This window comes from Microbacterium sp. ZW T5_45, assembly GCF_044987415.1.
Taxonomy (GTDB): Bacteria; Actinomycetota; Actinomycetes; order Actinomycetales; family Microbacteriaceae; genus Microbacterium.
On sequence record NZ_JBJDRJ010000051.1, the window covers coordinates 1 to 22,430 of the forward strand.

Sequence of the window (22,430 nt, forward strand, 5' to 3'; positions counted from 1 at the left end):
TCGCCTCCAACGGGCCGATCGCCGCGAGAACCCCCGCCACCCCGATCACCCCGTCCAACAGCACCTCCCGCAGCAGCGGCCACTTCGCCGGAAGACGATCCCCCGACGACAAACTCACATCCCGCCGGACCGCCGCCGCGACCCGGATCGTCTTCCCCGCCGACGCCGCATCCGTCAACAACGCCCGCTGCAACAACTCATTCATCCCCGAGCATCCGAACCGGTGACCGAACTCCACATCCGCACACGCAACGGCCTCGACCGTCACGGCATCCGTCAACCGGCCGATCTCCCCCAACCGGCGCAACACCACCGCCCGATCCTCGTCCGACAACCCCGCCAGCACGTCCCCGGACAGCACCTCACGCAGGCCGTCAACAGCCTTGCCGAGAGCAGCATCCGTGATCGGGTTCATACCCCCAGTGAACACCCGACCACCGACATTCCCACCCCGAGAATCCCCAGACCAGGAATCAGAAAAGTGGAATACCGGAATAGATCACACGAGCCCCGAGATACGCCCCACACGCACGGGAGGAGAACACACGATCGGGAGGAGAACCCCGCCCGATTCCTCCGCCCGAACGCGAGATCCCCTCCCGAACGCGCGCAAGAAGAGACCCGTCTACGCTCCCCTGAACTCCGCCGTCGACTCCCTCACGACGAGCTCCGGTTCGACCGTGAGATGGGTCGTCTGCTCCCCCGTCGTGATCTGATGATGCAGCAGTCGGAACGTCGTCTCCCCGAGCGATCGGAAGTCCAGGCGCATGGTCGTCAGCGCAGGCGAGAAGTACTCGGCCGTGGGCATGTCGTCGACGCCCACGATCGAGAAGTGCGTCGGTGCGCGGAAGCCCCGGTGCTCCATCGCGCTGAGGAACCCGAGCGCGATCTCGTCATTGCTCGCGAACACCCCGGTGAACGATGTCGGGTCCACGCTCTGTCCTGCGGCGAATCCCGAACGGGGCGACCAGTCCGTCGCCCCGCGGACCACCCGCGGCTCAAGCCCCGCCTCCGCCATGGCGTCTCGATATCCGCGCTCGCGCTCGACCGCCTCGTTGCGAGTCGACGGTCCGTGACGTAGTCGGGGCGGCGCTTACGGGCTGGGATGCCGAAGTCGCCGCGGGTGGACCCCGAGGTGCGGGTGGCGACGGCGGTGCTCATCGCTCTTCTCCCTTCATCGACCAGGCCAAGCCCGACCTGAACAACCTGCCCATGTGGGCTCTGCCGACGACCTGGGAATGGGGCAACTACGCCGCCGCCCTCGACACCGGGAACTTCTGGGTCACGGCGGGCAACAGCCTGCTCGTCGCCGCGATCAAGGTGCCGCTCGGACTCGCGATCGCCGCCGCAGCGGCCTTCGCCCTCGCCCGCATCCGCTTCCGCGGCGGTCGGGTGGTTCTGATGATCATCGCGGTGGGCTCGATGGTGCCGATCCAGATCGGCCTCGGACCTCTCTTCAACACGATGCTCGACCTGAAGCTGCTGGACTCTCTCGGCGGCATGATCCTGCCGTACCTCGCGTTCGGCATCCCCTACCAGATCTTCGTTCTCTATGGCTTCTTCCGAGGAGTGCCGGACGAGCTCGAGGAGTCGGCCCGCATCGACGGCGCATCGACGTTCCGCATCTTCTGGCAGATCATCCTGCCGCTCGCGAAGCCGGCCCTCGCGGCGCTGTTCGTGCTCGACTTCGTCGCCACCTGGAACGAGTACGCCATGGCCACGACCCTGCTGCGCACGCAGTCGAACTGGACGATCCCCCTCGCGGTGCAGAGCTTCTCGACGCAGCACGGCACGGACTACGGGCCCATGAACGCCTTCATCTTCATGTCGGCGATTCCGGTGCTCATCGTCTACCTGCTGTTCCAGCGCTACTTCGTGCAGGGCGCACTGGCGGGGGCCGTGAAGGGCTGAAGCGTCGATCCGCTCGCCGGGCCGCCGGGCTCGATGCCGATCAACCGCGTGCGCACCGGAACTCGCGCGAGCGGCGGATGCCGACGCGGGCGGATGCCGGGACGAGCAGGCCTGTGTCGCACAGTGTCACCACCGGGGTCACAAGACCCTCAGAACTGGCGCCACAACCCCGGGTTGAATATTCTTTCGTTAGCGAATCTTCATGAGATCGCGGGAGAGGACGGCGCCCGTGCCTTCGAATACTTACAGCCGACCGCTCGACGGGCAAGTGCGACTGATGACGAAGGTCGCCCGGATGTACCACGAACGCGGCATCCGGCAGGCCGACATCGCCGACGCCCTCAACATCTCGCAGGCAAAGGTGTCCCGACTCCTGAAGCGTGCGGCATCCGTCGGGATCGTCCGCACGATCGTCACCGTCGCGCCCGGCGTCTACGCCGAGACCGAGGAGCTCCTCGAGCAGCGCTTCGGCCTGGCCGAAGCCGTCGTCGTCGACGTCGACCCGGATGCCGACCGCGACGAGACCCTCGCATCGATCGGCGCCGGAGCGGCCGCCTACCTCGAGGCCACCCTTGCCGGAACCGACCGCATCGGCGTCTCGTCGTGGAGCCAGACCCTGCTCGCCGTGGTCGACCGGATGCGTCCGTTCGCAGCCCGGGGCGCGACCGAGGTCGTGCAGCTGCTGGGCGGATCCGGGGCTCCCGAGGTCCAGGGCCACAGCCACCATCTGCTCGGCGATCTCTCGCGCATCCTGGGCGCCGAGGCCGTGCACGTGCAGGCCCCCGGTATCGTCGCGAACGCCGCCATCAGGGATTCGCTGCTCGAGGATCCGGCGATGCAGGACATCAGCCGACGCTGGCGCGAACTCACGATGACGATCATGGGCATCGGCACGATCGAACCGAGCGACGTCCTCGCGTCCAGCGGCAATGCGTTCACCGCCGCCGAGCGAGCCGAGCTGCTCGCCGACGGAGCCGTCGGCGACATCTGCCACCGCACCTACCGCCTCGACGGCACCCCCGTGCAGGAGGGTTTCGACGAGCGCGTGATCGCGATCCCCGTCGATGATCTGCGCCGCATCCCCCGCCGCCTGGGCATCGCCGGCGGAGCGCACAAGGTCGACGCGATCCGCGGCGCCGTCGCCGGGGGCTGGATCAACGCACTGGTCACGGATCTGCGCACTGCTCAGGCGCTGCTCGAAGGCTGAGGAACCGAGGTCGCCCCTCACAACTCCTCGAAGATCGAGTGCGGCGGCCCGACGTCACCCCGCGGCGAGCGCGTCCCGCAACCTCGTGATCCCGGCCTCGAGACTGGTCAGCACCGGCACGTCGACCGTGACGGACGCCGCCGCACTCGCCATCGACGCCTGCGCCAGCACCACGACGTCGGCCTGCGTGGCGAGCCGCTGGATCGCCGCGCCCACGAGCTCGTCGTGGCGCGGCCGGTCTCCCCCGGAGACTGCGGCGAACGCCCCGTCGACGACCTCGCTGATCACCTCGGGCGCTGCACCGGCGAGCGCCGCACGCTCGGCGATCAGCGCCAGCGTCGGCGCGAGAGTGGTCGGCAGTGTCGCGATCACGGCGATGCGCGACCCGGTCGCGACGGCCTGGTCCGTCATGGCCTCGTCGATGCGCAGCACCGGGATGCCGACCCTCGAGCCGAGCTCCGCCGCATAGCCCGAGATCGACGAGCACGTCAGCATGACGGCATCCGCCCCTGCCGACTGCGCCGCGCGGACCAGGTCCTCGAGCCGGATCTCCACGGACGAGGCCCGGTCGGGGTCTGCGAGATCCGCGACGATCTTGTCGTCGAGGTAGTTCACGGTCGCCGCATCCGGGATCAACCGGCCGGCCAGCTCGGCGACCGGCGGGATGACGACGGCGCCGGTGTGCAGGAACGCGATGCGGGTCATGACTATCCCTTCACGGAGCCGGCTGCCATGCCGGCCATGATCTTCTTGTTGAGGAAGACGAACACGATCAACAGTGCCACGATGTTGATGCTGATGGCCGCGAACAGCGGCCCGTACTGGGTCGATCCGTACTCGTCGTTCATGCTCAGCAGGCCCACCTGGATCGTGGCGAGCTCGGGCTTCGAGGTGAAGGTCAGCGCGATGAGCAGGTCGTTCCACACGCTGAAGAACTGCACGAGCGCGATCGTGAGGATCGCGTTCTTCATGAGCGGGAGTCCGATCACGAAGAACTGCTTGAGCGGACTGCATCCGTCCATCGTCGCCGCCTCGAACACCTCGCGGGGCACCGAGCGGAAGTACGTCGCCATGAGGAACGTCGTGAGCGGAAGCCCCATCACGGTGTAGGTGATGATCAGCGGCCACAGCGAGTTCGTGAGTCCGAGCTTGAAGTACACGGTGAACAGCGGCACGAGGATCATCTGCCCAGGGACCATGATGCCGGCGAGGATCAGCAGCAGCGTCGTGTGACGCCCCTTCCAGATCATGACCTCGAGCGCATAGCCGGCGGCCACGCCGAGCAGCACGATCAGGGCGACAGAGGGCAGGGTGACCAACAGGCTGTTGCGATAGTTCGTCGCGACGTTGCCGCGGGTGAACGCAGCGATGTAGTTCTCGAGGTTGAACGATTCGGGCAGCGCCCATGTCGGATTCGAGAGGAACTCGGACTGGGTCTTGAACGAGCCGAGGATCATCCACAGCTGCGGGTAGAGCACGATGATCAGCAGCAGCGTGACGACGAACCACACCGGGATGCGACGGATCATGCGCAACGCGGTGCGCGCGACCGGTGCCGGCCTGGGCTTGCGGGCGAGAGGGGGAACCCCCACCAGGGTCTGCGTCTCGGACATCTCAGGCCTCCGCATTCTTCTTGCTGGACGACCGGAACACCGCGAGCGTGAAGACCAGGCAGAGGATCGTCAGCACGAGGGCGATCGTGGATCCGTAGCCGTACTCCGCGTACTCGAAGGCCGTGCGGTACATGTACAGGGTGAGCGGCGCGGTGGTCGTGCCGGGGCCGCCGCCGTTGAGGGCGAGCAGGCTGTCGAACACCTTCAGAGTGGAGTTGAAGCTGAAGATGATCGAGGAGATGAGGATCGGCAGCGACAGCGGCAGCACGATGTGCCGCACGAGCTTGAGGCCGTTCGCCCCGTCGATGCGCGCCGATTCGATGACCTCGTCGGGGATGTCGAGCAGCCCTGTGTAGAGCAGCACGGCGTAGAAGCCCATCGAGCTCCACCACGTCATCGCGAGAGCGACGCCCATGGTGCCCACCGTGGACGCGAGGAACTCGACGCTGCCGAGGCCGAGGAAGTTGAGGAGGTCGTTCACAGGGCCCTGGTTGTCGCCGACGGCGACGAAGCTCTTGAACAACAGCGCGACCGCCACCGTCGGCAGCACCATGGGGAAGAAGACCGCGGTGCGCAGGAAGGCCGATCCCTTGCGCAGCACGAACACGTACAGCAGCGCCAGCAGGTAGCCGAACACGATCTGCCCTGCCGTGGCGAGCACCGCGAAGATGATGCTCACCCAGAGCGACTGGATGCCGGCGGGGTCCTGGAAGAACTTGGCGAAGTTGTCGACGCCGACGAACTCGAACCCACGGAGCGTGTTGCCCTCGAAGAACGACAGGCCCAGCGACCAGGCCACCGGGACGAGCTTGAGACCGACGTAGAGCACCAGGGTGGGTGCGAGCAGGATGATGATCGTCTTGCGATCACCGAAGACGCGTTTCATGGGCGGCGTGCTTTCGTGACGGATGTCGGCCCGGGCCTGCAGCTGCGGAGTGGATCAGTGCGGTTGCGGGCCCGGGCCGGGGGTCGGTGTCCGGTGCCGACGATGACGTCGGCACCGGACGAGGGCGTCAGCGGTTCTGGTCGATGCTCTGCTGGAGCTGGGTCATGTACTCCTCAGCCGAGAGCTGACCCGAGACCAGGAGCGACATGTTCGACTGTGCGAGGCTCGTCGACTTGCCATCCATGAGTGCCTCGAACCACAGCACGGTCTCGTCGACCTCGGCGACCTTCTCCTGGATCGCCTGCGTGGTGACGGGCAGGTCGGGGACCTCTTCGTTGACCTTGAAGCCCGAGATCACACCGGCATCCGACAGCGCCTGCGAACCGTAGTTCTCGGCGATGCACTTCAGCCACGCACCGACCTTCGGCCCGTACGTCTTCGGGTTCATCGCGAAAGCGGTGCCGGCGTTGGCGGGCCACTGGTCGATCGTGCCCTTGCCGCCGTCGACGGCCGGGAACGGCATGAACCCGACGTTGTCGATGCCGATCTGGTTCTCGTCCTCGTTGTTGATGTTGCTGAGAAGCCAGGTGCCGTCGTACTTCATCGCGGCCTTGCCGGTGAGGAAGTCGTTGGTCGCGGCCGCAGCGTCCTTCGAGATGAATCCCTCGCCGAAGTATCCGGCGGCGGCGAGGTCGGCGACGGCCTGCGCGGCCTCGACGTACTCGGGGTCGGTGAGCTTGGCGTCGCCGTCACGGATCGCGGTCATCGCGTCGGGACCGGCGAGACGGTAGGCGTACATGCCGATCAGTCGGGTGACCGGCCAGGCGGCGGCGCCGGCCTCGGCCATCGGCGTGTAGCCTGCGGCGAGGAGCGCGTCATTGGCGTCGAGCAGCTCGTCCCAGGTCTGCGGCTCTTCGATGCCGAGCTCCGCGAAGATCTCCTTGTTGTAGAAGATGCCCTCGAGGTTGTACTGGTACGGCAGCGAGACCATCTGCCCGTAGACGTTCTCGATGGTCGACGAGGCCGCCGGAAGGATCTGGTCCCACACCCCCAGATCGTCGAGCGCGGTCTTGTAGTCGAGCACGAGGTCGGCCGCTCCCAGGTCGCCGTCGGGGCGGACCATCGCGGTGCCGGCGATGAAGTGCGCGGGCAGCGAGTCCTGGCTGGCCAACAGCGTGACCTTCTGCACCACGTCGGCCTGCGCGACCGTCTGGTGCTCGAGCGGCAGATCGTCGTTCTCGGCCTTGCACGCACCGGACGCGAGGGCGTCGAGCTCGGTGGCGAGTGTGGTGTTCTCGTTCGCGCTGAGAACCGTGAAGGACTCGGGGTCGGTACCCGTCGCTCCACCGGCGTCTCCCCCGCTGCCGCCGTCAGCGGTTCCGGTCGAGCACGCCGCGAGCGAGGCGATGGTGAGCAGGGCGAACCCCGACGCGAGAAGCGCGCGGGGGGTGCGGCGAGAGTTCATGGATGCGTCCTCCTTGACGACGAACGTGCTGTGTGTCGGTGTACGTGAAACGTTACGGATTCCGACTCGGTGTGTCAACACTCAGTACTGAAAGAATATTCACTTAGGCTCGAAATCGTGACATACTGCTGAATCGAACGACACTCGCATCGACACAGGGACCGCTCAATGACGACCTCTTCCCCCCACGCTCCGCTCCGTCCTCTGCACGCCGCAGAGGCGCGATGGTCGAGCGGATTCTGGGGATCCGTGCAGGACCGCACCTTCACCTCGACCGTGCCGACGATCTGGCAGTCCCTCAGCGACGGAGAGGTCAGTCCGGGCCTCCGCAACTTCCGCATCGCCGCGGGTCTCGAGGACGGCGCGCACGACGGTCCTCCGTTCATGGACGGCGACTTCTACAAGTGGCTCGAAGCGGCGATCGCTCAGCTCGAAGTGGCGCCGACCGATGAGCTCGCAGCCCAGGTCGACGAGCTCGCCCGTCTGATCGCCTCGGTGCAGCGCGAGGACGGCTACCTGCACACCCCCGTGCTCATCCAGAGCCGTCATGCCGAGCAGGCGGTGGCCCTCGCCGATCGGTTCCACTTCGAGACCTACAACCTCGGCCATCTCATCACCATGGGAGTGCGGCACTTCGAGGTCACGGGCAGCGAGACGCTGCTCGATGTCGCGAAGCGCGCAGCGTCGTTCCTCGAGGACCTCGCGACGAACAAGCCGGTCGAACTGGCCCGCAGCGCCATCTGCCCGTCGCACTACATGGCCGTGATCGAGCTGTACCGCGCCACCGAGGACCCGCAGTACCTGGAACTCGCCGAGGCCTTCCTGGGGGTGCGCGACGACTTCGAGGGCGGCGACGACAACCAGGACCGCCTTCCCGTGCGCGAGCAGAAGGTCGCGGCCGGTCACGCCGTTCGCGCCAACTACCTGTACGCCGGACTCGCCGACCTGGTCGCCGAGAACGGCGACCAGGAGTTGCTGCAGGTGCTCGAGGGACTCTGGAACGATGTCGTCGACACCAAGCTCTACATCACCGGCGGCTGCGGAGCGCTCTACGACGGCGCCTCCCCCGACGGCTCACCATGGCAGGAGGACATCAGCCGAGTCCACCAGGCGTACGGGCGCGCATTCCAGCTGCCGAACACGACCGCGCACAACGAGTCGTGCGCGAACATCGGCATGATCCTGTGGAGCGAGCGGATGCTGTCGCTCACGGGCGACGCGCGCTACGCCGACGTGATCGAGCAGATCTCGTTCAACAGCCTGCTCTCGAGCGTCGACCTCGACGGCGACGAGTACTTCTACACGAATCCGCTGCGCCAGGTGCGCGACCTGCCGTTCCCGCTGCGTCGCCCCGGCGACACCGGCATGCACCCGGTGCCGAGTCCGCCGCCCTCGGACGAGCGACTGCGCGAACGGTACCTCAGCTGCTTCTGCTGCCCTCCGAACATCGCCCGCACGCTGGCGCGATTCCACGAGCGCGCAGCATCCGTCTCCGCCGACGGGCTGTTCATCCACCAGTACGGCGGCAGCGCGATCGATCTCGCCGGAGGCGTGCTGAGCCTGCGCGAGGACAGCGACTACCCGTGGAGCGAAAGGATCGCGTTCACCGTGACGGCCGCCGCCGACGGTGGTGTTCCGGTGCACGTGCGGATACCCGGCTGGTCCCGAGGCGCGACCCTCACGGTCGACGGCGACGAGCACGAGGTCTCTGCTCCCGGCACCTACACGCGGATCGACCGCGCCTGGAAGGTCGGCGACGTGATCGAACTGTTCCTGCCGATGCCGGTGCGCGTGCTCCGCGGACACCGACTCGCGGAGGAGATCACCAACCAGATCGCCGTGCGGCGTGGTCCGGTGGTCTATGCGCTGGAGAGCACCGACCTCCCCGACGGTGTCGTGCTCGAGCGGGCGGCCTTCCGCCGTGGCACCGGGTTCGATGTCCTCCGCGGTGAGATCGCCGGAGTCCCCGTCGCGCTGCTGCAGACGCAGCTGGTGGTGATCCCGGAGAGCGACGAGGACGCCCTGTACACAGAGCTCGGCGACACCGAGCTCGCCACGGCATCCGTCTCACTGCTCCCCTACTTCGCCTGGGGCAATCGCGGCCCGTCGGAGATGTCGGTGTGGCTGCCGGTGGTGTGGTGATGGGCACCCCCGTGGAGCACGTCATCGCGACGTACATCATCGAGACCTCGTTGCCGCTGCAGCATGCCGCCGAGGTGCTCGCGGGCGAGCAGTCCACCGGCACCTTCGTGCGGGTCGCGCGCGAATCGGACGAGGTGCGGGCCCGCTTCGCCGCGCAGGTCGAGAGCCTCACCGAGGTGCCGCTCACCGGAGCATCGGCTCTGCCGGGTTCGATCGGCGACCCGGCCGAGCGCCGGCGCGCCGTGCTGCGGCTGCGGTTCCCCCTCGACAACTTCGGGCCGTCGCTGCCGAACCTCCTGGCGGCCGTCGCCGGCAACCTGTTCGAGATCAAGGAGCTCGCAGCCATCAAGCTGATCGACCTCGACCTTCCTACGGCCTTCGCCGAGCGCTACCGCGGGCCGAAGTTCGGCGTGGAGGGCACCCGCCGACTCATGTCGCGCCCCGAGGGGGCGATGATCGGCACGATCGTGAAGCCCAGTATCGGGCTGACCCCGGCGCAGCTCGGCGAGCTCGTGGGCGAGCTGGCCGCCGCGGGCGTCGACTTCATCAAGGACGACGAGCTGCAGGGCAACGGCCCGAATGCGCCGCTGCAGGCGCGCGTGGACGCCGTCATGCCGGTGCTCAAGCGCCACGCCGACCGCACCGGCGTGATGCCGATGTACGCCTTCAACATCACCGACGACATCGGTCGCCTCGAGGCGAACCACGACCTCGTCGTCGCGGCGGGCGGCACCTGCGTCATGGCGTGCGTGAACCTCGTCGGCTTCGCCGGTCTCGAGTTCCTGAACCGCCACTCCGAGGTCCCCATCCACGGGCACCGCACGATGCTCGGCGGCATCATGCGCTCGGAGCAGCTCGGGATAGGGTTCCGGGCATGGCAGAAGATCGCGCGGCTCTCGGGGGCCGACCACCTGCACACCAACGGCATCAGCAACAAGTTCTACGAGACGGATGCTGAGGTGCTCGACTCGATCGCCGCGGTGCGCGAACCGCTGCTCGGCATCACCTCGACCGTGCCGGTGCTCTCCAGCGGACAATGGGGCGGGCTCGCGCACGCCACGTATGCCGCGGTGCGGACGAGCGATGTGCTCGTGCTCGCCGGAGGCGGCATCCACGGCCACCCCGACGGTTCCGCCGCCGGAGTCGCGAGCATGCGCGCGGCGTGGGCGTCTGCCGAGCGCGGCGAGAGCGTCGATCAGGCGCTGAGCGCTTCGGCCGAACTGCGCCGAGCCGCCGAGCTGTTCGGGCCAGCCCGTGTCTGACTCGACCCTGCGCGTCGGGTACTACGGCGACGACTTCACCGGCAGCGTCGACGTGCTGCTGCAGTTCGCCCGGCACGGCTGGTCGGGCCGACTGTTCGTGGGGCTTCCCGATGACGGGCTGCTGCGCGATGCGGCATCCGCTCATGACGTGGTCGGCATCGCGGGCATCGCCCGGTCGCTGCCGACCGAGCGGATCGACGCGGAGGTGCGCCCCGCGCTGGAGGCGCTGCACGCGCTGTCACCGCAGGTCGTGCAGTACAAGGCCTGCTCGACGGCGGACTCGTCGCCGGAGATCGGCAGCATCGGTCGCGTGATCGAGGTGGGCCGCGAGGTCGTCTCGGATGCCGCAGTGCCGATGCTGTTCGCGCAGCCCGACTTCGGTCGCTTCACGGTGTTCGGCACGCACTTCGCCGCCGAGGGCGGCACCGTGTACCGCCTCGACCGCCAGCCGACCATGTCGACGCACCCGTCGACGCCGATGCACGAGGCCGACCTCGCGCAGCACTTCTCGGCCCAGACCGCGCTGCCGATCGGCGGGATCACCCGACTCGAGTACTCCGACCTCGCCGCACGGCTGGAGTCCTCGGCGGATGCCGCGGTCGTGCTCGATGCGATCGACAATGCGGATGCCGAAGCGGTGGGCCGCGCGCTGCTCGCGCAGCAGGCGCCGGTGTTCGCGATCGGGTCCGGCGGACTCAGCTGGGGAATCGGCGCTGCCGACCCCGGTGACGCAGTCGCGCTTCCACAGGCCACAGGGTCGCGGGGGCCCGTGCTCGCCGTGTCCGGCAGCCGCTCGGCGCAGACCAGCCGTCAGATTCTCCACGCATCGGAGTCGGGCTGGCTGGTGGAGCACCTGTCCTTCACGGATGCCGAGGCGCAGGCAGCACGCGTCCGCGAGGCGCTGTCGGCGGGGCGCAGCGTCGTGCTCACCTCCGACGAGGCGCCTGTCGGCACGGACACCCTGGAGCGGATCGCCGACGCGGCCGCCGAGGCGATCCGCGCCGTGACCGATCTCGTGCGCCGGGTGATCGTCGCGGGAGGCGACACCTCGGGGCGTGTCACGCGCCTGCTCGGAGTGGACTCGCTCGCGATCGCTGCGAACCCGGTCGCCAACGTCGTGCTGCTTCGCGCGTCATCCGCACTCCCCGGCGTCGACGGTCTGGAGCTGCTCCTCAAGGGCGGCCAGGTCGGCGCGGACTCGCTGTTCACCGACATCCGCTCGCTCGACGTCTGAGGCATCGGTGTTCCCGGCACGTGGGCGAGCCGGGACGCCCGGCGCGGCGCTCACTCCCCGGCGCCGAACACCTGGCGTATCGCTTCGAGATAGCGCGTGCCGCGGTCGCGGTCCGGGAGGAGCGCGGATCCCTCGGTCCACTCGTTCCATGCGTTCACCGTCAGCACCGGGAACGGGGTCGGCTGCTCCTCGATGAAGCTCTTCGCACGGCGCAGCGCGACCTCGAACTCCTCAGGCGTCTGGTCCCAGACAGGCGTGAACGGATAGCGCCCCCTCACGAACGCCACGTCCTGCGCGGTCCGCGGCGATGAGTCCCAGCCGACTGTGACGTTCGGGTGGAACGGCATGGGCAGCTCTGCCCGCAGTCTCTCGTAGTCGGCGAAAGCCTCGTCCTGAAGCCGCTGCACGTCGCCTCTCGGGAAGTCGTACGTGTCGACGTCCGTGTGGTGGACCCACACGTACGACGTGCCCGAGTCCACTTCCAGCAACCGCAGCAGCGATGCGGGATCATCGACCGCGATCGCCGTCGGCAGTACGCCGAAGCCCCAGACCACGGCATCCAGGTGCAGTCCGACGAAACCCGCATCGACGACCCTCGATCTGAACCATCTCAGCGCGTCGACCGTTTCGTCGACGCCACCGAGACCCTCGATGAGACCACCGATCTCATAGATCGAGAACCACGGCCGCCCCTCGACCCGCAGGTAGTTGGGTCTGCGGAAGTAGTGCTCGATGATGTGATCGACCATGCGCTCGAACGCAGCCCTTCCGATCGCTCCGTTCTCGAGCCGACGAGCATCGTCCTGGCCGGGATCCGCGTACGGGAAGATGTCGACGAGCTCGTGATTCGCCCACATCAGAGCGAAGACCATCTCTTCGCTGTTCCGGGCGCGGAGCAGCCCCTCGTCCAGTGCCCCAGACAGGTACGGGCCGTCCTCGTACCAGTAGTAGTCGACGAGGAAGCCGTCGACACCGTGCGCTGCAGCAAGCGCGATGTCCTCTTCCGCGTTGGCCGGATCCGACTCATCGCGATAGCCGGTGGCGGGGATCCTCGGCTGCCGATGACCTTCGAATCGTGGACGGGCGTCACGGAGGAGCTTCCACTCGTCCCAACCGTCACCGAACCAACGCGCGTTGCGCGGATCGGCATGCCAGTCGGGGAAGTAGTAGGCGAGCACAGTGGGGCGGGTCATGTCACTCCTGGGATTCGTGGAGGCGGTCATTTCAGGGCTCCGGCCGACATGCCGCGGCGGAACATGCCCTGCATGAGGAGGTAGGCGAGGACGATGGGAAGGCTGATGAGCACGTTCGCCGCGAACACCTTCGGGGTGTCCACCAGACGCTGACTCTGGAAGTACGTGGGCACCTGTGTCAGTACCTGCAGGTCCGTGTCCTGGATGAAGATCAGAGGCAGAAGGTACTCGTTCCACGCCGCCAGGAACGTGAAGATCGCGATGACGGCGAGGATCGGACGGCAGATCGGCAGCAGGATGCTCCAGAAGAATCGGAAGTCTCCTGCGCCATCCAACCGTGCCGCCTCGTAAAGCTCGATCGGCAGCCCTCGGATGTAGTTCGCGCCGACGAGCACCCCGAAGGGGATCGAGATGGCGGCGAGCGGGACGACGACCGCCCAGTACGTGTTCAGCAGTCCCAGCCTCTGGACGAGCGAGTAGAGCGGCACGATCAACGCGATCGCGGGCAGCGACATCCCGGCCAGGATCGCCACCATCGCGACACGGGCACCTCGAGGACGGAGGATCACGATGCCGTAGGCGGCGAGGATCGCGCTGACCAGCACGATGGCGACTGTGCAGAAGGAGACGACGAGGCTGTTCCAGAGGAACAGCGCGAAGGGTGTGGTCGTGAGGACGGCGACGTAGTTGGTCGCCCCCTCCCCCTGCAGCGAGGTCAGAAGGATCATCCCGAGCGGCAGCACGAGGATCAAGAGACAGATCACGACGAGTATCTGACTGATCACACGCCCCCGGAGTGTCTGATGCTGGAACATGTCAGCGAGCCTCTCTGCTGGAGAGCCGCACCTGCAGCACGGCGAAGATCATCGCGAGGACGCAGAGCGCGATCGACAGAGCCGCGCCGTAGCCGGCGTGGAACTGACCGATCGCCTGCTTGTAGATGTAGCCGGTGAGCACCTGGGTCGTATTGCCGGGACCACCGGCCGTTGTGAGGTACACGATGTCGAATGTCTTCAAAGCGCTGATCGTGCCGAGCACGATCAGGACGAGATGCGACCCCGAGAGGAGGGGTGCGACGATGTGACGGAGCACTTGACCGGTCGATGCGCCGTCGATGCGGCTGGCTTCGAGCACGGAACCGTCGACCTGCCCGAGAGCCGCGTCATAGATGAGGAAGCTGTACCCCGTGTACTGCCAGACGTTGATGAGGATGATCGTCCCGAGCGCCGTGCGGGGGTCCGCCAACCACGCCTGATCGATGTCGGCGAAAGGCAGGGCGGAGAGCATCCGGTTGAATCCTCCGTCGGGGGTGAGCAGGATCCGGAACGATGTCGCGACGACCGCAGGTGCGAGCACCACGGGAACGAAGGCGAGCGTGCGAAGAAGCCCCCTCAGAGCAGCCCTGGTGCGTACCAGCACGGCGAGCAGGAACCCGAACACCATCTGCAGGCCGATCGTCGCCACCGCGAACAGTGCCGTGTTGCCGAGCGAGGTCCAGAAGACGGGGTCGGTGAGCATCGTCGCGTAGTTCGCCAGCCCGACCGGTACGGCCGTCGCGCTGATTCCGTTCCAGTCGAGGGTGGAGTACCCGATGTTGGCGGCGATGCCGACATGCACGATCCCGACGACGAGGATGAGCGCGGGGAGCAGATAGAGGTACGACGCCGGGGAGAAGCGGCGTCGGTGACGCGCTCGGACTCCGGATGGTGGCGCGATCGCGGACATCATGATCCTGTTCTGGCCGGGGCGGGCCGTCCCGCCCCGGCCGAGTTTCAGCGGGCGAGGGAAGCGGAGACGGCCTGCACCTGAGCCAGCGCCTCCGCGGACGTCTGCGTTCCCGCGGCGACAGCCGAGAGCGCCTCGCCGAGGGCGGCGGCGAGATCCGGATACGGGATCTGGCGCGCACCGACGAGAGACTGCAGCGACTGCTGCTGGCCCTCGACATCGGCGACCTGGCGCTCGTCGATCACGTCATCCGTGGCGACCGCGATCGAGACCACACCGGGGATGTTGCCGCCGGCGGCCTGGATCTCCTGGCCGCCGCCGACCGAGAGGAACTCGAGGAATGCCAGCGCGGCCTCCTGATCCTTCGTCTGCGCCGACACCGCCCAGCCGTTGTCCGGTCCGCCGAACGGTGCGGTGGGTTCGGAGGACGCATCGGCCGCAGGGAACGGTGCAGAGAGGAAGACTCCGTCGATCGTCTCTGTGACGGTCTTCTGCGACTCCGCCAGGCCCGTGTTCGTCATCGTGCCCGGGGTGTTCCATGTTCCGAGCGCGATGAAGGCGGCCCGCCCCTCGAGGAAAGCGCCGAACGCATCGGGGTACTCGGCCATGGCCGTCGCGCCCTTCGGGATGATTCCCGAGGTGAACAGCGACTGCCACGCGTCCATGGCCCGGACGAACGCCTCATCCGTCCAGTCGGCGTCACCCGCGATGGCGTCGTACACCTCGCCGGGCGCCACGCTGTTTATCAGGGACAGGAAGACATCCGTGTTGACCCAGGCATCCTTCGCACCGTGTGCAAGACAATCGCGTCCGCCGGCGACGATCGCGGCGCAGGTGTCGGCCCACTCATCGAGATCAGTCGGGACCTCGAGTCCGAGCTCTTCGAGGATCGTCGCGTTGTAGTAGATGAACCCACCGGCGCTCATGTAGGACGGCAGGGCGACCTGGGCCCCGTCGAGCTGGAGCTGAGACAACCCTTCGGGATAGAACTCGTCCTTCCACTCCGGCCCGATCGCCTCGGTGAGGGCATCGTCCAGCGGCAGCGCCAGGGAGCCGAAGTTGTCGACGAGCTCACCGGGCTGCAGCTGGAAGACGTCGGGCCCATCACCAGAGGTCAGGCCAGTGCGGATCGCAGTGACGTAGTCGTTGTAGCTGTACTGCTTGTAATCGACCGTGACTCCGGGATTCGCCTCCTCGAACTGCGCGATGACGTTGTCGGCGTCGAACGCGTTCCATGCCCACCACGTGACCGTCGTGTCATCGGAACCCTGTCCGCCGTCGGTCGTCGTACCGACGCAGCCGGAGAGCAGGACCGCCCCCGCCGTGAGACCTATGAGGATCGCACCCCGCGTGCGCTGTCGTCCGTTCATGCCTAGCTCCTTTGCTGTGGGTCCGAGGAGGAAAAGTGAAATGTTTCACTTAGTCTCATCGGCGAAGATATGCCCAGAGCAAATGCCATGTCAAGACCAGTCACTCGATTGCTATGCTCGCAAGTGAAAGATTTCACCGAAGGGGGTGCTATGAAGAGATCAGCGACGATCACACAGGTCGCCGAGCACGCCGGCGTCTCCTTGGGCACCGTGTCGAACTACATCAACGAGACGAAGACGATCGCGCCGGCCACCGCTGAGAGGATCGAGCGAGCCATCGCCGAGCTCAACTTCGTCCCCAACCGGGCGGTGCGCACCCTGAGAGGCAACCGCAGCAGCGTGATCGGCTTCGTCGTGCCGGACGGAGCGAATCCCTTCTTCACCGAGCTCGCCCGACATGTCGAGGAAGCAGCTCGAGACCGTGGATGCGTCGTCGTCTTCTGCGACACCGCCGGCGACGAAGAGCGCGAGCGCGAGTATCTCCGCAGTCTCGCCGAGATGCGCGTCAGCGGGGTCATCCTGACGTCCGTCAACGCGCAGACGCGGAACCTCGGCGACCTGCACGCGGTGGATGCGCCCATCGTGCTTCTCGGTGATGACAAGCCCGGGCTGGACGCCGCCTCGATCACGGTCGATCATCACCGGGGCGGCTACCTCGGCATGAGCCATCTGCTGTCGATCGGCCGGCGTCGCATCCTGTATGCCGGCGGCCCCGCCGGCGGGGCCGTCCTCGACTCCCGCGTCGAAGGGGCGGAACAGGCGATCCGCGACCTCGGCCTCGGCGCGGAGACGAGACTGCGCCGCGTGGACGCTCTCGGGCGCAGCATCGCGGAACGGGCTGCACTGGTCGATGCCGTTCTGGATCCGAGCGACCCCGCGGACGCCGTCCTGTGCGGGAACGACATGATCGCGTTCAGCATCCTGAACGCTCTCATCCGCCGCGGGGTGCGGGTCCCTGAGGACGTCGCGATCGTCGGACACGACGACATCGAGCTCGCCGCGCAGATGGTCGTGCCGTTGACGACCGTTCGTCAGCCGATCGCGGACCTCGGACGTCTCGCCGCGGAGCTGCTGTTCCACCAGACGTCGACCGAAGGCTCACCGCAGCAGCACCTCATCTTCACTCCGGAGCTCGTGATCCGGGAGTCCACCGTCCCCGCCCGGTGAGCATGGCCGGATATGCCGCAGTCAGCGCGCGATCGACAGCCGCACGCGCCAGGTCGTGCGCTCGCGTGGGATGCGGTAGCGCTCGGGTGTCGCAGGGCCCACGGATGCCGACCCCAGTCCGAGCTGGCGGTGGTCGATGTTCAGCCATACCCGCCCGCTGTCGACGAGCTCGTAGGGGCGGGATGCCGTCTGCAGGTCGAGTGACGTCCATCGCCGAGCCGTGAAGTCGAACACATCGCGCCCCTCGACCTGCAGCGTCGGCAGCTCCGCACCCGACACCCGCAGCAGACTCGTGTCGACGTGGTTGCCGTTCTCCTGCGGCACCGGATAGTGCACCTGCAGATCGTCGATGCTCGCCCGGTATCGACCGAGCGGCGATGCCTCGAACGAGTCGACGTACGACTCCCCCGGTCCCCGCCCCTGCCATTCGACATCGGCGTAGCCGCGGGGCAGCGCGAACAGCAGCCCGAGACGCGGCACCCAGATGTCGCGATGCATGTACGGGGTGTCCGCCCACGGACCCACGAAGTCGGCCGTCACGCTCAGCTCGAGGCCGTCGCCGTCCTCCTGCCAGAGCATGGACCAGGCCACGCCGTGCGGGTGCGTCGTGGGCGCCGTGCGGCCGGTGACCTCGAGCCAGCCGTCGCCCGTGCGCACGGCATCCGTCCGGTGCTCCATCCGGTCCATGCCGGTCTGCGCCCAGACGCGGGCGCTGTTGTTGCTGTCGCCCTGTCCGCGGTCGTTCTCGGTCGGCGCCCGATGCAGGTCGAGCCACGGGCCGTCGAGCTCGACGCCGCCCCACGAACGCAGCCGCCCGCTATGCGCGTCGAAGATCGCAGCACCGAGGTGCACCTCGGACCCGGTCGGAGCCGAGCCTCCGACCGGAGCAGGGCGCACCGACGACGCAGGCCGCGCGCTCTCGCGCTGCCCCCACGCGAGCACATGCCGGGCCGGAGCCCAGGAGGTCTCGGCGGCGAGCACCGCACGCACGGTCAGCAGCCCTGCGCCGGCCGGAGCCTCGATCGTGACGGACTCTCCGGCCGCGAGCTCCGGCACGTCCAACTCACCGGATCCACGGGTCTCTGCTCCCTCCTCGAGGGTCCAGACGAAGCGCAGGTCCGCGGTCGATGCGGAGTGGCGATCGTTGCGGATCGTGACCGCTCCACCCTCGATCTCGATGCGCAGCGGCGCGTACGCCTTCGCCAGCTCGACGAGTCCCGCCGTCGGCTCGCGGTCGCTCGTCACAAGGCCGTGCAGCGAATAGCGCCCGCCGTTCGGCTCGTAGTCCACGTCCTGTCCGTGCATGATGAAGCGGATGCCGTCCGCCGTCTCGGTCGCGAACCCATGGTCGATCCATTCCCAGACGAAACCGCCGCAGATGCGGTCGTGCTCGCGCATGATGCGCCAGTAGTCCGACAGCGACCCCGGGCCATTGCCCATCGCGTGGGCGTACTCGACGAGCAGGAACGGCAGGCCCCTGCGTCGCTCATCGACGGGGTCGGGCGCGTCCTCGGCGTCCGCGTCGGACTCTCCGAACACCAGTCCGTGCATGCTGAGCCGGCCGCCCTTCGGCTCCTTGCGCTGCCCGATCAGCTCGAGGAGCTCGAGCGAGGGGTACATGACCGAGTAGAAGTCGGAGTCCTGATAGCTCGGATCCCGCTCGTACAGCACCGGCCGTGAGGGGTCGCGCTCATCCAGCCAGCGGCGCATCGCCCCGAAGGCCTCGCCGGTCATGCTCTCGTTCGCGAGCGACCAGATCACGATGCTCGGGTGGTTCTTGTCGCGCTCTACGCTACGCACCAGGCGGTCGAGCAGAGTATCCCGCCACTCGGGCAGCGCGGGCGGGTTGTGCTCCCACCCCTCGTAGATGAACCCGTGGGTCTCGAGATCGTTCTCGAGCACGACCCACAGCCCGAGCTCGTCGCACAGACGCAGGAACTCCGGATGCGGCGGGTAGTGGCTCGTGCGCACCGCGTCGATGTTCGCCCGCTTCATGAGCTCGATATCGCGCCTCATCGTCTCGACATCGAGGGTCCGCCCGTGACGCGGATCGTGCTCATGCCGGTTGACGCCGCGGAACGTCACCGGCCGCCCGTTCACCGTGAACACCCCGTCGACGATCTCCACGCGCCGGAACCCGACCGCGAGCTCCACCGTCTCGCCCGCCGACCGCAGCGTGCCGCGGTACAGCCGGGGCGACTCGGCGCTCCACGCGTCGACGACCCCTGACCAGGTCTCACCGGTCGGCATCGAGATGCCGAGCTCGGGGAGCTCGACGACGGCATCCGTCGATGCGTCGACGCGGAGCGTTCCAACGCCGGCCACGTGGTCGTAGTCGGCATGCACGAAGTGATCGTCGATTGCCCCGTACGGTCGCGCGATCAGCTCGACGTCACGGAAGATGCCGGGCAACCACCACATGTCCTGGTCCTCGAGATAGGTGCCGGCCGACCAGCGGTGCACGCGCACCGCGAGCACGTGGAGCCCCGGCACGAGCGCGACGTCGAACTCGAACGGCAGACGGCTGCCCATCGACCAGCCCAGCTCCTCGCCGTCGAGCCACACCTTGGCGCACGAGTCCACGCCCTGAAAGCGCAGCACCGCCCTCTCGAACCCCGTCGGCACCGCGAACTCGAGCCGGTAGTCGCCGGTCGGATTCGCCTCGGAGACGTGAGGAGCGTCGAGCGGGATCGGGTAGGCGGTGTTCGTGTACAACGGGCCTTCGGCGGTGCCCAGCATCCGCCGCCGCGGCCCACCCGCCAACGGCGTGAACTCCTCGAGCACCCAGTGCGAGGGAACCGGCATCGGGTCCCAGTCGGCGTCGTCGAACGTCCCGCCCACGAACTCCTCTCCCGTACCGGCGGCGGTCGGGCTGAGACGGAACCGCCACTCGCCGTTCAGACTCAGCGTCGGAGCATCCGTCGGCGCATCGGCGCGCGGCGCGCGGTGTCCAGCGCCCGGTCGGGTGCTCTCCCAGTAGCGGTCGGTCATGAGAGGTCTCCGTGTCCACGGCGGTCCGCCGCGTCGTCGATGGGCGTGGGAGCGGGGCCGAGCTCGTCTATCGCGGCCCAGAGGCCGTCGGGGATCGCGACCGCGGCGAGCGCCTGCAGCTCTGCAAGGCGCTCGGGCGACGAGACGCCGACGATTGTGTGGTCGACATGCGGCGAGCGCGCCGAGAAGGCGAGGGCGACGGATGCGGGTGGGACGCGGTGATCGGCGCACACGGCGAACAGCGCCTCGGTCCATGTCGAGAGGGCGTCGTCGATCGGCCGGTAGGCGTAGCGGGCTCCGGGGCGCGCACCCTTGACCAGGAGATCGCCGCCATAGGGCGCGGCGTTGAAGACGGTCATCCCCCATGCGTGGGCCGCGGCGAAGAGGTCTCCGGCGCTGCGGTCGACCAGCGTCCAGCGGTTGTGACAGAGCACTGCATCGAAGACCCCCGACTCGACGTAGCGGCGCAGTAGGGGTATCGGGCCCGCGGCGATGCCGATCGCCTGCGCGACGCCGGACTCTCGGAGCTCGACGAGCGCCTCGACCGCCCCGCCGGGAGCGAAGGCCTCATCGACCGTGACACCGTAGGGATCGTGCAGGTGCAGCATCCGGAGGCGATCCACTCCGAGCCGTTCCCTGCTCTCCTCCGCCGAGCGCCGGACGCGATGCGCGTCGAAGGCACCGGTCGCCGGATCCGCGTCGACCTTGGTGAGGATGCGGTCGGCGGCCACCGTGCGTTCCGCCCGCGGCAAGCCATCGAGCGCGCGCCCGAGAACCCGCTCTGACTCGCCCCCGGCGTAGGCATTCGAGGTGTCGATGAGGTGTCCGCTGCACAGGAGCGCGGTCGCCGTCGCGAGCGCGGCGTCCCGATCGTCCGCACCGAGACCGGAGGTTCCGAGCACGAGGGAGTACATGGGAATGAATATCCATTCGTCTATGAATCTGAGATCAACTATAGCCTGGACGCGGCGCACCCGCAGCGCTCCCCGTCGTCGATCCGGAAGGATGCCGTGACCGCGCTCCGCGTCTTCGTCCCCACCCCGCTCCCCGAGGAGCTCTGCCGACTGATCGAGCAGCGCGAGCCCCGTCTGGAGCTGATCCGCGATCACTCCCTCCTCCCCCCGCAGCTGTCGGAAGGCGATCACACGGGCGACCCGGCGTTCCGGCGCACGGCCGATCAGCAGGCCCGCTTCGAGCAGCTGCTCGACGGGGCGGAGGCGCTGTACGGCGTGCCCGACCAGGACCCGGCGCAGCTGCACCGCACGGTCGCCGCGAATCCCCGACTGCGCTGGGTGCACACGACCCCCGCCGGCGGCGGTGCGCAGATCAAGGACGCGGCGCTCTCCGCCGACGACCTCGAGCGGATCGTCTTCACCACCTCAGGGGGCGTGCACGGCGGCCCGCTCGCCGAGTTCGCGGTGCTCGGCGTGCTCGCCGGGTTCCAGGGCGTCTCGCGCCTGCTGGCCGAGCAGCGGCGCCGCGAATGGGGTGCACGGCGTCCGCTGCCCCAGGTCGACGGCAGCCGGATCGTCGTGATCGGCCTCGGCGGCATCGGGCGCACGGTCGCTCGCAAGCTGCACGCGCTCGGCGCGCACGTGACCGGCATCCATCGTCGCGCCGTCGACGCGCCGGGCGTCGCCGAGATCCGGCCGGTCGCCGAGCTGGGGGCGGCGCTGTCGACGGCCGATGCCGTTGTGCTCGCGCTGCCCGGCACCGCACTGACCGAGCGGATGCTGTCGCGCGAGGCCATCGCGCAGGCCAAACCAGGCATCACGGTGGTCAACGTCGGTCGCGGCTCGACCGTGGACGAGCCGGCGCTGATCGAAGCCCTGATCTCCGGACAGGTCGTGTTCGCGGCTCTCGACGTGTTCGCGGTCGAACCGCTCCCCCAGGACAACCCGCTGTGGGACCTGCCGAACGTGCTGGTGAGTCCGCACAACGCCGGCACCGATGTCGGCGAGGAACACCGCATCGCTGAACTGTTCGCTGCGAACGCGACGAGGCTGATCGACGGCGAGCCGCTGGTGAACCGCGTCGACACGGTCGAGTTCTACTGACCTGAGCTCACGCGGCCGTGCTCGATGGGCTCCCGCATCAGCACGAAAACAGGTCAACCGCACGAGATCATGATGCTTTCGCATGGGGTGCCCCTGTGATGGTGGAGTCTGGTCCTGATGGATGAGATGAGTGATGAGCGTGGGAAGAGGCCGCCGATCAGGAGGGTGCAATACACGCCTGCGGAGCGGGCGGAGGCGGTGCGGATC

Annotated in this window: 18 protein-coding genes and 1 pseudogene; 7 read left to right on the forward strand and 12 right to left on the reverse strand. The window is 67.9% G+C overall.

Translation table 11 applies throughout. From position 1 onward, the window contains the following. Together ACI3KS_RS17910 and ACI3KS_RS17915 are read right to left on the reverse strand one after the other, a co-directional pair. Window positions 1-415 (reverse strand): hypothetical protein (locus ACI3KS_RS17910; protein ID WP_404919896.1); only part of this gene is annotated, 415 nt, incomplete at its 3' end. A gap of 210 nt (window positions 416-625) precedes the next feature. Next, window positions 626-1,063, reverse strand: a pseudogene (locus tag ACI3KS_RS17915) (substrate-binding domain-containing protein); the annotation flags it as partial. 149 nt (window positions 1,064-1,212) lie between these two features. On the opposite strand from ACI3KS_RS17915, the gene ACI3KS_RS17920 reads away from it, so the two are divergent. Beyond that, entirely contained in the window at window positions 1,213-1,911 is a 699-nt protein-coding gene (locus ACI3KS_RS17920) for a carbohydrate ABC transporter permease (protein WP_404919897.1), read from the forward strand. 277 nt (window positions 1,912-2,188) lie between these two features. Beyond that, a complete protein-coding gene (locus tag ACI3KS_RS17925; protein WP_404919898.1) occupies window positions 2,189-3,118 on the forward strand; it encodes a sugar-binding transcriptional regulator in 930 nt (309 codons plus the stop codon). Between the two features lie 54 nt (window positions 3,119-3,172). Here the strand turns inward: ACI3KS_RS17925 and ACI3KS_RS17930 are convergent, their stop codons facing one another. The 4 genes from ACI3KS_RS17930 to ACI3KS_RS17945 all read right to left on the reverse strand — a co-directional run bounded on the left by ACI3KS_RS17930 (window position 3,173) and on the right by ACI3KS_RS17945 (window position 7,082). Next, window positions 3,173-3,823: an aspartate/glutamate racemase family protein gene (locus ACI3KS_RS17930; protein WP_404919899.1), complete on the reverse strand. Its 651-nt coding sequence runs from the start codon at window positions 3,821-3,823 to the stop codon at window positions 3,173-3,175. Window positions 3,824-3,825: 2 nt separating this feature from the next. Beyond that, window positions 3,826-4,731, reverse strand: a complete 906-nt coding sequence (locus ACI3KS_RS17935) for a carbohydrate ABC transporter permease (protein WP_404919900.1) — start codon at window positions 4,729-4,731, stop codon at window positions 3,826-3,828. 1 nt (window position 4,732) lies between these two features. Continuing rightward, window positions 4,733-5,617, reverse strand: a complete 885-nt coding sequence (locus ACI3KS_RS17940) for a carbohydrate ABC transporter permease (protein WP_404919901.1) — start codon at window positions 5,615-5,617, stop codon at window positions 4,733-4,735. 127 nt (window positions 5,618-5,744) lie between these two features. Continuing rightward, window positions 5,745-7,082, reverse strand: a complete 1,338-nt coding sequence (locus tag ACI3KS_RS17945) for an ABC transporter substrate-binding protein (RefSeq protein ID WP_404919902.1) — start codon at window positions 7,080-7,082, stop codon at window positions 5,745-5,747. A gap of 168 nt (window positions 7,083-7,250) precedes the next feature. On the opposite strand from ACI3KS_RS17945, the gene ACI3KS_RS17950 reads away from it, so the two are divergent. Genes ACI3KS_RS17950 through ACI3KS_RS17960 form a run of 3 tightly spaced genes read left to right on the forward strand, consistent with a single transcriptional unit; the run spans window position 7,251 to window position 11,720 of the window. Continuing rightward, window positions 7,251-9,224, forward strand: a complete 1,974-nt coding sequence (locus tag ACI3KS_RS17950; RefSeq protein WP_404919903.1) for a glycoside hydrolase family 127 protein — start codon at window positions 7,251-7,253, stop codon at window positions 9,222-9,224. Continuing rightward, on the forward strand, window positions 9,224-10,486 hold the full coding sequence (locus ACI3KS_RS17955; protein WP_404919904.1) for a RuBisCO large subunit C-terminal-like domain-containing protein: 1,263 nt from the start codon (window positions 9,224-9,226) through the stop codon (window positions 10,484-10,486). Before ACI3KS_RS17950 ends, ACI3KS_RS17955 begins: the two co-directional genes overlap by 1 nt. Then, window positions 10,479-11,720 carry a four-carbon acid sugar kinase family protein gene (locus ACI3KS_RS17960; protein WP_404919905.1) on the forward strand — a complete coding sequence of 414 codons (1,242 nt, stop codon included), beginning with the start codon at window positions 10,479-10,481 and terminating at the stop codon, window positions 11,718-11,720. The genes ACI3KS_RS17955 and ACI3KS_RS17960 overlap by 8 nt, the downstream gene beginning before the upstream one ends. Before the next feature lie 50 nt (window positions 11,721-11,770). On the opposite strand, the gene ACI3KS_RS17965 is transcribed toward ACI3KS_RS17960, so the two are convergent. The 4 genes from ACI3KS_RS17965 to ACI3KS_RS17980 are packed head-to-tail and all read right to left on the reverse strand — an operon-like array spanning window position 11,771 to window position 16,008. Continuing rightward, window positions 11,771-12,913, reverse strand: coding sequence for a glycoside hydrolase family 99-like domain-containing protein (locus tag ACI3KS_RS17965; RefSeq protein WP_404919906.1), 1,143 nt, complete (start codon window positions 12,911-12,913; stop codon window positions 11,771-11,773). Between the two features lie 26 nt (window positions 12,914-12,939). Further along, window positions 12,940-13,728 (reverse strand): carbohydrate ABC transporter permease, encoded by a 789-nt coding sequence (locus ACI3KS_RS17970; protein WP_404919907.1) that lies wholly within the window; start codon window positions 13,726-13,728, stop codon window positions 12,940-12,942. A 1-nt stretch (window position 13,729) separates the two neighbouring features. Continuing rightward, window positions 13,730-14,641 carry a carbohydrate ABC transporter permease gene (locus tag ACI3KS_RS17975; RefSeq protein ID WP_404919908.1) on the reverse strand — a complete coding sequence of 304 codons (912 nt, stop codon included), beginning with the start codon at window positions 14,639-14,641 and terminating at the stop codon, window positions 13,730-13,732. 44 nt (window positions 14,642-14,685) lie between these two features. Continuing rightward, window positions 14,686-16,008 carry an ABC transporter substrate-binding protein gene (locus ACI3KS_RS17980; RefSeq protein WP_404919909.1) on the reverse strand — a complete coding sequence of 441 codons (1,323 nt, stop codon included), beginning with the start codon at window positions 16,006-16,008 and terminating at the stop codon, window positions 14,686-14,688. A gap of 150 nt (window positions 16,009-16,158) precedes the next feature. Between ACI3KS_RS17980 and ACI3KS_RS17985 the strand changes: the two genes are divergently transcribed. Further along, window positions 16,159-17,175: a LacI family DNA-binding transcriptional regulator gene (locus ACI3KS_RS17985; protein ID WP_404919910.1), complete on the forward strand. Its 1,017-nt coding sequence runs from the start codon at window positions 16,159-16,161 to the stop codon at window positions 17,173-17,175. A 21-nt stretch (window positions 17,176-17,196) separates the two neighbouring features. Here ACI3KS_RS17985 and ACI3KS_RS17990 read toward each other — a convergent pair whose 3' ends face one another. Then, complete coding sequence (locus ACI3KS_RS17990; RefSeq protein ID WP_404919911.1) at window positions 17,197-20,166, reverse strand: glycoside hydrolase family 2 TIM barrel-domain containing protein; 2,970 nt, start codon at window positions 20,164-20,166, stop codon at window positions 17,197-17,199. Then, the gene (locus tag ACI3KS_RS17995; RefSeq protein WP_404919912.1) at window positions 20,163-21,080 is read right to left on the reverse strand and encodes an aldo/keto reductase; all 918 of its coding nucleotides are present in this window, start codon (window positions 21,078-21,080) and stop codon (window positions 20,163-20,165) included. Before ACI3KS_RS17995 ends, ACI3KS_RS17990 begins: the two co-directional genes overlap by 4 nt. A gap of 96 nt (window positions 21,081-21,176) precedes the next feature. On the opposite strand from ACI3KS_RS17995, the gene ACI3KS_RS18000 reads away from it, so the two are divergent. Further along, complete coding sequence (locus ACI3KS_RS18000; RefSeq protein WP_404919913.1) at window positions 21,177-22,223, forward strand: D-2-hydroxyacid dehydrogenase; 1,047 nt, start codon at window positions 21,177-21,179, stop codon at window positions 22,221-22,223. Window positions 22,224-22,430: the final 207 nt, after the last annotated feature.

What these genes read in the sequence shown, in the direction of transcription:
- ACI3KS_RS17945 (WP_404919902.1), bottom strand. Translation starts at nt 7,082, where the DNA reads ATGAACTCTCGCCGCACCCCCCGCGCGCTTCTCGCGTCGGGGTTCGCC.
- ACI3KS_RS17985 (WP_404919910.1), top strand. Translation starts at nt 16,159, where the DNA reads ATGAAGAGATCAGCGACGATCACACAGGTCGCCGAGCACGCCGGCGTC.
- ACI3KS_RS17975 (WP_404919908.1), bottom strand. Translation starts at nt 14,641, where the DNA reads ATGATGTCCGCGATCGCGCCACCATCCGGAGTCCGAGCGCGTCACCGA.
- ACI3KS_RS17940 (WP_404919901.1), bottom strand. Translation starts at nt 5,617, where the DNA reads ATGAAACGCGTCTTCGGTGATCGCAAGACGATCATCATCCTGCTCGCA.
- ACI3KS_RS17920 (WP_404919897.1), top strand. Translation starts at nt 1,213, where the DNA reads ATGTGGGCTCTGCCGACGACCTGGGAATGGGGCAACTACGCCGCCGCC.
- ACI3KS_RS17970 (WP_404919907.1), bottom strand. Translation starts at nt 13,728, where the DNA reads ATGTTCCAGCATCAGACACTCCGGGGGCGTGTGATCAGTCAGATACTC.
- ACI3KS_RS17950 (WP_404919903.1), top strand. Translation starts at nt 7,251, where the DNA reads ATGACGACCTCTTCCCCCCACGCTCCGCTCCGTCCTCTGCACGCCGCA.
- ACI3KS_RS17935 (WP_404919900.1), bottom strand. Translation starts at nt 4,731, where the DNA reads ATGTCCGAGACGCAGACCCTGGTGGGGGTTCCCCCTCTCGCCCGCAAG.
- ACI3KS_RS17930 (WP_404919899.1), bottom strand. Translation starts at nt 3,823, where the DNA reads ATGACCCGCATCGCGTTCCTGCACACCGGCGCCGTCGTCATCCCGCCG.
- ACI3KS_RS17990 (WP_404919911.1), bottom strand. Translation starts at nt 20,166, where the DNA reads ATGACCGACCGCTACTGGGAGAGCACCCGACCGGGCGCTGGACACCGC.
- ACI3KS_RS17965 (WP_404919906.1), bottom strand. Translation starts at nt 12,913, where the DNA reads ATGACCCGCCCCACTGTGCTCGCCTACTACTTCCCCGACTGGCATGCC.
- ACI3KS_RS17995 (WP_404919912.1), bottom strand. Translation starts at nt 21,080, where the DNA reads ATGTACTCCCTCGTGCTCGGAACCTCCGGTCTCGGTGCGGACGATCGG.
- ACI3KS_RS17925 (WP_404919898.1), top strand. Translation starts at nt 2,189, where the DNA reads ATGACGAAGGTCGCCCGGATGTACCACGAACGCGGCATCCGGCAGGCC.
- ACI3KS_RS17980 (WP_404919909.1), bottom strand. Translation starts at nt 16,008, where the DNA reads ATGAACGGACGACAGCGCACGCGGGGTGCGATCCTCATAGGTCTCACG.
- ACI3KS_RS17955 (WP_404919904.1), top strand. Translation starts at nt 9,224, where the DNA reads ATGGGCACCCCCGTGGAGCACGTCATCGCGACGTACATCATCGAGACC.